Below are 7,865 nucleotides of genomic sequence, written 5' to 3' on the forward strand. Positions count from 1 at the left end.
TACATTTCGCGCTCTTACGGATTCAGTGCGATTAGCACTACTACAATAAAGAAGAAATCAAAGGAGACACAATGAAGTCGAATTACACGGCCCAGACAATCAGAAATCTGCTTGCCGTTTGCCTGGGAGGGGGTGTGAGCGTCGCTGTCCATGCGCAATCCTCGATCACGCTCTACGGGATTCTCGATTCCGGTGTCGAATACGTGAGTCACGCCGCGAAGCAGGGTTCAGCCAGTCTGTTTCGGGTCAATTCCGGTAATCGCATCAATTCGCGCTGGGGCATGACGGGCAAGGAGGACCTCGGCGGCGGCCTGCGATCCATCTTCACACTCGAGTCAGGCATCGCGACGAACAATGGAACGTTGCAGCAGGGCGGCCGGCTCTTTGGCCGCCAGGCGTTCGTAGGCCTCGAGACGGACCGGTTCGGCTCCGTGATGGCCGGCCGGCAGATTACGCCGATGTATCGCTACTTTCTTGCGCTCGATCCGCTCAACTATTCCAGCTACGGGCTTGCAGCGCAGGACGCGCAATTTGTCGGACGGGCCGACAATGCTCTCGCGTATCTGGGACACGCGGGACCGTTCGAACTCAATGCGCTATACAGCTTTGGCTATGACTCGACAGTGTCGAATGGCGGCGAAGTGCCGGGAGCGTTTCGGGTCGGCAAGCAGTACGATTTCGGCAGTCGCTTTCGTCAGGGTGCGTTCAACCTGACGCTTGTCTACGAACAGCGGCAGGGCCAGAGCATTGCATCGGCAAGCGACAGCGAACGCCGGTACGTTGCAGGCGGGTCATGGCAGATCGGCGACGCGACGCTTTACGGTGGGTACGAACTGTTGCTCAACAACATTTCCGCCACGCTTCAAGCGTCCCCGCCGCAATATATCGCGTTTGGTGGGATGCGGTACAAGGTCACGCCGCGACTTCAGATATCGGCGGCTTCTTACTACCACTCGTATCGCGCTGTATCGGCACACGCGCTGAGCTCCGGGGTCAATGCAGATTACTGGTTTTCCAAGCGGACCGCTCTCTATACGGATGTGACCTATGTGATCAACAGTTCGAAGTCGGCGTTGAGCGCGACAGGGTCTACAACGCCTGTCGCGACGGGCGCAAATCAACTCGCGATTGCGCTCGGGATTGTGCACACGTTCTAGATGGGCCGTTGTGGACGGAATACGTCGCGGCGAATGCGGGTGCTGATCGAGTGGTCGACACGAGGATCGGGCGGCTCGCTGAAGGGCCGACGCGCACCTATGCGCACGAATGACGATGTCACAGGCAAAGCCAGTCAAAACGGAATCGCCCGTTGGGTGCGAAGTGCCCGGGTGCCTGCTGGCCAGCAGGCAGCCCGACTGTCAATACAGCGAACTGCCTGCGTGGCAGCATTCGAATCACGAAATCAGGAGATGGGACGGTCATGGAGTCTGCATATGTGGTCGACGACGGCGTTGCCGTCGTGAGTTTTGACAATCCGCCGGTGAACAGTCTGTCCGCTCCCCAGCGCCAGAAACTGCACGAACTGATTCTGCACGCTGCTGCACGCGACGACGTCCAGGCGATCATCGTTACGGGCGGCTCACAGCCGTTTTGCGGCGGAGCTGAGATTCGCGAATTCAACACGCTAGCTCAGAATGCATCACCGACCATGCCAGAGCTGATCGAAGGATGCGACGAGGTTAACAAGCTGCTGATCGCCGCGATCGGCGGCTTCGCATTCGGTGCTGGACTCGAACTCGCGATGGCGATGCACTACCGCGTAGCGGCCGCGAATGCGCAACTCGGATTGCCCGAGGTCAAGTTTGGCTTTCTGCCAGGCGCAGGCGGCACTCAGCGGCTTCCGCGGTTGATGCCGATGGAAAATGCGGCGCCGATGATGCTTAGCGGTGCGCCTCTTGGTGCAACGGATGCGTTCGACCACGGGCTCGTTGATGAGCTCTCTCACACCAATCTGCTCGATGACGCGCTTGCCTACGCGCGCAAGCTGATCACTGCAAAAGCGCCGCTACGCAGAACGAGCACCTTGGCGGCTCGAATGGCCAGCGCACCCACCGACCTGTTCGCAATGCTGCGTGCGGACATCAACAAGCACACGCCGGGACATAAAGGCAAGCTGTACATCGTGGATTGCTGCGAAGCGGCGACGACGCTGCCGTTCGAAGCGGGCCGCGAGTTTGAGCGCGCCCGTTTCCTCGAGCTGCTCGCGACGCCAGAATCGAAGGCGCTGCGCTACAACTTCTTCGCAGAACGCCAGGCCACGAAAATTGCCGGTCTGTCCCCCGATGCAAGCCCACGCGAGATACGCAAGGCAGCGGTGATCGGCGCTGGCACGATGGGGGTAGGCATTGCCATCTGCTTCGCGAATGCGGGGATTCCGGTCGTGCTCGTCGATGCGAAAAATGAAGGACTTGAGCGAGGCATAGCAACAATTCGCGAGTTCTACGATGCGCAGGTCGGCAAGGGGCGCCTCACGCCCGATGCGCGCACCCGCGTGCTGCAACTTGTCTCGCCAACGCTCGATCTTGCCGCAGCGGTATCCCGCGTCGACCTGGTTGTCGAGGCGGTATTCGAGCGGCTCGATCTGAAGCAACAGATTTTCCGCGACCTCGATCGAATCGCGCCAGAGGGGGCAATTCTTGCGACCAACACATCGATGCTCGACATCGATCGGATCGCAGCAGTCACGCAACGCGAATCGACTGTGATCGGCATGCACTTCTTCTCGCCCGCGCACGTGATGCGACTGCTCGAAGTGGTGCGGTGCGCGAAGACATCGGACGAGGTGCTCGTCTCGGTGATGCAACTCGCGCGCAAGCTCAAGAAGACCGCGGTGCTCTCGCGCGTGTGCGACGGCTTCATCGGCAACCGGATGCTGCAGCGCTATCTGCAGCAGGCGCTCTTTCTGCTTGACGAAGGGTGTAGCGTCGAGCAGATCGATGCGGCGATGGAGAAGTTCGGGATGGCAATGGGGCCGCTCGCCGTCGGCGACCTGAGCGGTCTCGACGTAGGCTGGTCGATCCGTAAGCGCCGCTACGTGGAGCGTCCGGAAATGGTCTATTCGCGCGTCGCCGATCGCCTCTGCGAGGCAGGGCGCCTTGGTCAGAAAACGGGCAAGGGCTGGTACCGCTACGAGCCCGGCGGTCGGGAGCGTCTGCCGGATCCGGAGGTTGACCAGATCCTGCGTGCCTACCGTGAGGCAGTCGGTGTTGCGCAGCGCACGGTCGCCGACGAGGAGATCGTCGACCGGTTGATGCTCGCACTTGCCAACGAAGGCGCGCAGATTCTTGACGAAGGGATCGCGCAGCGCGCCTCCGACATCGACGTCGTCTATACGACCGGCTACGGTTTCCCGATCACGAAAGGCGGCCCGATGCACTACGCGAATACGCTTGGCCTTGGCGAAGTGCTCGCGCGCGTCCGAAAGTATCAGCAAGGCTACCAGGGTGCCCAGTGGCAGCCGAGCCCGCTGCTCGTGAAGCTGGCCGGGCAGGGCACGAGCTTCGAATGATGCGAGCCCGGCCCGGCGTGCGCGAAGGGTTGTCAGAGCTGTACTTTCCGTGTTTGGAGGCGATGCATGATCACTACTTCGACTCAGAACGTGGCAAGGACGAGATCCAGCACGATATTAATCATTTCATCGGGTCCGGGAGCAAGCGCTTTTACGGACAAGAATGACGAGTCAAGTGAACTTAACCGGAGTATGAGCATGCATTCCATCCAGATCATTCCAGAAGTACTCAAACGCACCATTGCGAATCGCGGTGGACAATGGGCATTTGAATCGATTGACCCCAAAACGACCTGTCACATTGTCATTGATTTGCAGTACGGTTTTATGGAGGAAGGTGCGCTCCTTGAGGTGCCCATGGCGCGCAAGATCGTACCCAATGTCAATGCAATCAGTCGGTCTTTGCGTGCTGCGGGTGGCATGGTCGCCTATACCCGCTGGACGTACAGGGCTGATGAGCCCAGTGTCTGGCCTAATTGGTATCAGCTTGGTATGTCTGAAAAATTCAGCAAAGCACTAAGGGAGACCTTTGTTCCCGGTTCCCACGACCATGCGCTCTGGCCGGAACTGGATGCGTTTCCTGACGACGTGGTGGTGGACAAAACCCGCTTCTCCGCTTTTACACCAGACACGTGTGATCTGAAGAGTCTTCTCGACCAAAGAGGCATCGATACCGTGATCATCAGCGGCACGCTCACCAATAGCTGCTGCGAAAGCACCGCGCGTGATGCGTGTCAGCTCAACTATAAGACAATCTTCGTTGCGGATGCTACCGCCACGTTTACTGACTCGGAGCATAACGGCACGTTGAACAGTCTGTCTCCGACCTATGCGGATATCATGACAACCGATAAGGTGCTTTCCGTCATTCTCTCCAGTCGGTCACGATAATTCAGCTTTCGGACTTCTATCGCTAATTCAGAGGTCAGTGATGGAGGCTATTTCAACGGCGGTCCCCGTCAGGGGACGCATAGAGCGCCGGGCGTGTGCCGTCTGACGTTTGACGCTCCGACGACGAGGTGCGCGAAGTAATGTGGTCCGAGAGCGCCGGAGAGACGGTGGCGACACTTGATGCCCCACGCGCCCCCCGTGTGCCAGGCGGCTTAGAGTGAACGATCAATCAATTTGGCATCACCGGAAAGGCAGGACCATTCCATGACCCATACAGTTCGAACAGTTTGTGACCCCAATTGCAACGCAAAACCTCGGTGCGGAATCGATACCATTGTTGTCGACGAGAAAATCGTGTCCATCCGGCCTGCGGAGTTCCCGGCACAGCTTGATGTGAAAAGCCGTATCTGTATGATGGGTACTTGAGCCGATATTCCATGAAAATTCCTATGGATACCGGCCTGGGAGGTCGGCGAAACAGGCGGTTGTCGTAACGCGTGAGCGCTGCTGGAAATACGACTGGGTTGTTGAGTTTGACATCAAGGCGGCATTCGATCAGATTGATCATGGCCTCCTGCGCAAGGCGGTGCGCAGGCACATCAAGGCGGACTGGATCCTGCTGTACATCGAGCGGTGGCTGACTGCGCCGTTTGAGACTGCGGACGGAGTGAGACTGCCGCGGGTGCGCGATACACCGGCAGGGCGGAGTGGTCAGCCCGATGCTGATGAATCTGTTCATGCACTATGCGCTTGACACATGGATGCAGCGACACTTCCCGCAATGTCCCTTTGCGCGTTATGCCGATGATGCGGTGGTCCATTGCCGCAGCGAAGCGCAGGCGCAGGAGGTCATGCACGCCATTGCCTCGCGGCTGGCGGAATGCGGGTTGGAGATGCATCCAGAAAAGTCAGGCATCGTTTATCGCAGGGACAGAAGCCGTACTCAAGCCTACCCGAATGTGACCTTCACATTTCTGGGTTTCCTGTTTCGTCCGCGGAGGGTGATGACCAGATCTGGGCAGCTCTCAACGAGCTTTCTGCCCGGCGTGAGTCGTGGTGCCCTGAAACGGATGAGACAGACAGTGCGGGGGTGGCGGCTACCTCGTCAGACGTTCAGGTCACTGGTCGAACTGGCCGATCAATGCAATCCCACGATACGTGGTTGGTGGAACTATTACGGAGCTTTCTATCGGACGGCCATGCAGGGGCTCGGTCGCTATCTGGACCGCAAGCTCGCACGCTGGGCCCGGTGCAAGTACAAAACACTACGACGGCATAAACGGCGTAGCGACGAGTGGTTGCACAAGATGAGGAAGGCGTATCCGCTACAGTTTGTGCACTGGCAGTTTCTGGGGGTAAAGGTTGGATAACGGGAGCCGTGTAAATCGAGAGGTTTACGCACGGTTCTGCGAGAGGCTCGGGGTGAAATCCCCCGGGCCTACTTACCTGTTCGTGACGCTGCGCGGCGAGCCGTATCTGTTGTGGCGAGCGGTCGACGAGCACGGTGCTGAGCTCGATGTGCTGGTGCAAAGGCGGCGCGATAAGGCCGCGGCAAAGCGCTTCTTCCGGCGGGTGCTGTTGGTGTTCACAAATGCTGCTAGCCGTGTTCACAGGGATGCTAGCGGCCACGACGTCGAATCGCTTGCTGTGTAAGGGAATGCGCCCGATCAGTGCGATTCGATGCCTGTTGCGACGGTACAACAATCATAAGGAAGTTTGTTCAGTAACTCTGCTAGCGCGGCATAGGTACCTAGATATCAAATCGCATCGACCACGCGATCGAAAAGGCGTTTTTCATAAGCGTCGTTCTATATCGATGACCGACCGCATGTTGTCAGCGGCCGCTTCGGCTTTCTATGGTTGCTTTCGAAAACGGAAACTCTAGCGCTTGTATGAAGGGTTATTCTGGTTGTCACGAGTCGTAGTGTTCGGCGGCAGGCCAGCTGTGCGGACACCCGTTATGTGCAAGCGGCACTATAGCTTCAAGGCTAAGCGCGATGCTCTGACTGAATTCTCGGGCGTGTGCAAGGCACGCTAGCATCGTTAGTGATCGTGCTAGCGCCGCTATGAACACGGCTAGCAGCAATTCTGAACTCCAACACTCCGAACGATCAGAGGCTGCCGGGTGGTCGATGGTCGACCCGGTTGCCGGTATATGCCATGGAAGATCGTCGGGACGAAGCGCGTTCAGCGCGCAGGCGCGCATGACGGTATGCCATCTCGATGCATACGGCAGCACACTTCCACTATGCCAGGTTAGACGGGAGTCAGGCATGTCTGGCCCTGCGTCGGGTGTTTCCCCGCAGCGCCGCGCTCGCCGATACCAGCGCCATCAGGGTACCGTGCCCGCTTGCGTCGACAGCGGTTCTCCATGCGTCGGCCGAGGTCGCTACATCAATGTCGACGCCGCCCGCGACGCGCAGCAAAATGTGACGGCACGCCTGCGCGACGGTCTTCATCGGAAAGTCCAGTGGTCCTGCGTAATGCGGCGACAGCGTGTCCTGCATTGCGCTCATCAGCGCCCCGGCGTGATCCGCCATCCGGAAGCCGTCGGCCCATTGCCGCGGCGCCAGTCCCGCCGTAAATGAGCAGCCTGAGCCAGCGGGCCACTCGCTGCCTTCGTCGTAGCCTCGCATGACATAGGCAAGCTCGCTCACATTCCGCACACCATGAAATGGCTCGGAGGCCAGCATGAAGCGGGCTGCGACATGGGCACCGCCGGCCAGCGCCATGCCAATTGGCTCGTCGAAGAATTGCAGCGACGCGATCGAAAACACGGCCAGGCGGATCCGCTGTTTCTCGAGCAGACTGTGCAGTTCTACCAGCCAGATCCACTCGCGCTGACTCATTCCTTGCGCCTCGTCGATCACCAGTACCAGAAACCGCCCGCCGCCTTGGGACGCAAGTTCAATCCATCGCTCGACCAGCATGGTCTGGCGTTCCAGCGGGCTGCGCCGCGACTGCGCCAGGCGGTGACCGCTTGCTTCAAGAAGGTAGGCATAAAAGCGGCCTACCGCGGCGGCGCTTCCTGAGTCCGTATGGCTCCAGATCACGAGGGGCACGTAGCCGCCGTGACGATCAGACAGCAGGCGCTGCAGCCAGTGATCGACCGCGCTCGATTTGCCGAAGCGGGATGGTCCGAAAATCGTCGCTCCGTCGATCTGGTCGTCGAGCCACATGCCGATGCGCTCGACCATGTCATGGATGGCGAGGGTGAACAAAGAATAGTCGCGCGTGACAATAGGATGATCCCGCGGCACATGAGCGGCAATCAGCGGCACTGCAGTTGCAGACAGCGTTACCATTGCTGTGCTCGCCGCATAGGTGGTAGCGGCGTCGAGATTTCACGGTCCGCTCGCTCGCGCGTCGTGTCGTGCTCCTCGGTCGTGCTGCTGATCCTGGAAAGGCTCGCCATTGATTGACCGGCTACGCTTTCCGCCTGCTTTTGCAGAATGCGCCTTGCTTC

The 7,865-nt window shown here is 59.1% G+C and carries 6 protein-coding genes and 1 pseudogene; 6 read left to right on the forward strand and 1 reads right to left on the reverse strand.

All coding sequences use genetic code 11. From position 1 onward, the window contains the following. Nucleotides 1-71: 71 nt before the first annotated feature. From M0D64_RS40345 to M0D64_RS40370, 6 genes and pseudogenes are all read left to right on the forward strand, one after another. Complete coding sequence (locus M0D64_RS40345; RefSeq protein WP_266261772.1) at nucleotides 72-1,157, forward strand: porin; 1,086 nt, start codon at nucleotides 72-74, stop codon at nucleotides 1,155-1,157. A 263-nt stretch (nucleotides 1,158-1,420) separates the two neighbouring features. Further along, nucleotides 1,421-3,508 (forward strand): 3-hydroxyacyl-CoA dehydrogenase NAD-binding domain-containing protein, encoded by a 2,088-nt coding sequence (locus tag M0D64_RS40350; protein WP_266261773.1) that lies wholly within the window; start codon nucleotides 1,421-1,423, stop codon nucleotides 3,506-3,508. A gap of 198 nt (nucleotides 3,509-3,706) precedes the next feature. Continuing rightward, a complete protein-coding gene (locus M0D64_RS40355) occupies nucleotides 3,707-4,399 on the forward strand; it encodes a cysteine hydrolase family protein (RefSeq protein ID WP_266261774.1) in 693 nt (230 codons plus the stop codon). A gap of 430 nt (nucleotides 4,400-4,829) precedes the next feature. Continuing rightward, nucleotides 4,830-5,153, forward strand: a complete 324-nt coding sequence (locus tag M0D64_RS40360) for a reverse transcriptase domain-containing protein (RefSeq protein ID WP_266261777.1) — start codon at nucleotides 4,830-4,832, stop codon at nucleotides 5,151-5,153. Beyond that, entirely contained in the window at nucleotides 5,119-5,769 is a 651-nt protein-coding gene (locus M0D64_RS40365) for a group II intron maturase-specific domain-containing protein (protein ID WP_266261775.1), read from the forward strand. Before M0D64_RS40360 ends, M0D64_RS40365 begins: the two co-directional genes overlap by 35 nt. A 76-nt stretch (nucleotides 5,770-5,845) precedes the next feature. Next, a pseudogene (locus M0D64_RS40370) lies at nucleotides 5,846-5,977 on the forward strand (DDE-type integrase/transposase/recombinase); the annotation flags it as partial. A 689-nt stretch (nucleotides 5,978-6,666) separates the two neighbouring features. Here the strand turns inward: M0D64_RS40370 and M0D64_RS40375 are convergent. Continuing rightward, the gene (locus tag M0D64_RS40375; protein WP_266261776.1) at nucleotides 6,667-7,680 is read right to left on the reverse strand and encodes an ATP-binding protein; all 1,014 of its coding nucleotides are present in this window, start codon (nucleotides 7,678-7,680) and stop codon (nucleotides 6,667-6,669) included. Nucleotides 7,681-7,865: the final 185 nt, after the last annotated feature.

This window comes from Paraburkholderia sp. WS6, assembly GCF_030464835.1.
In the GTDB taxonomy this organism is placed as follows: domain Bacteria; phylum Pseudomonadota; class Gammaproteobacteria; order Burkholderiales; family Burkholderiaceae; genus Paraburkholderia; species Paraburkholderia madseniana.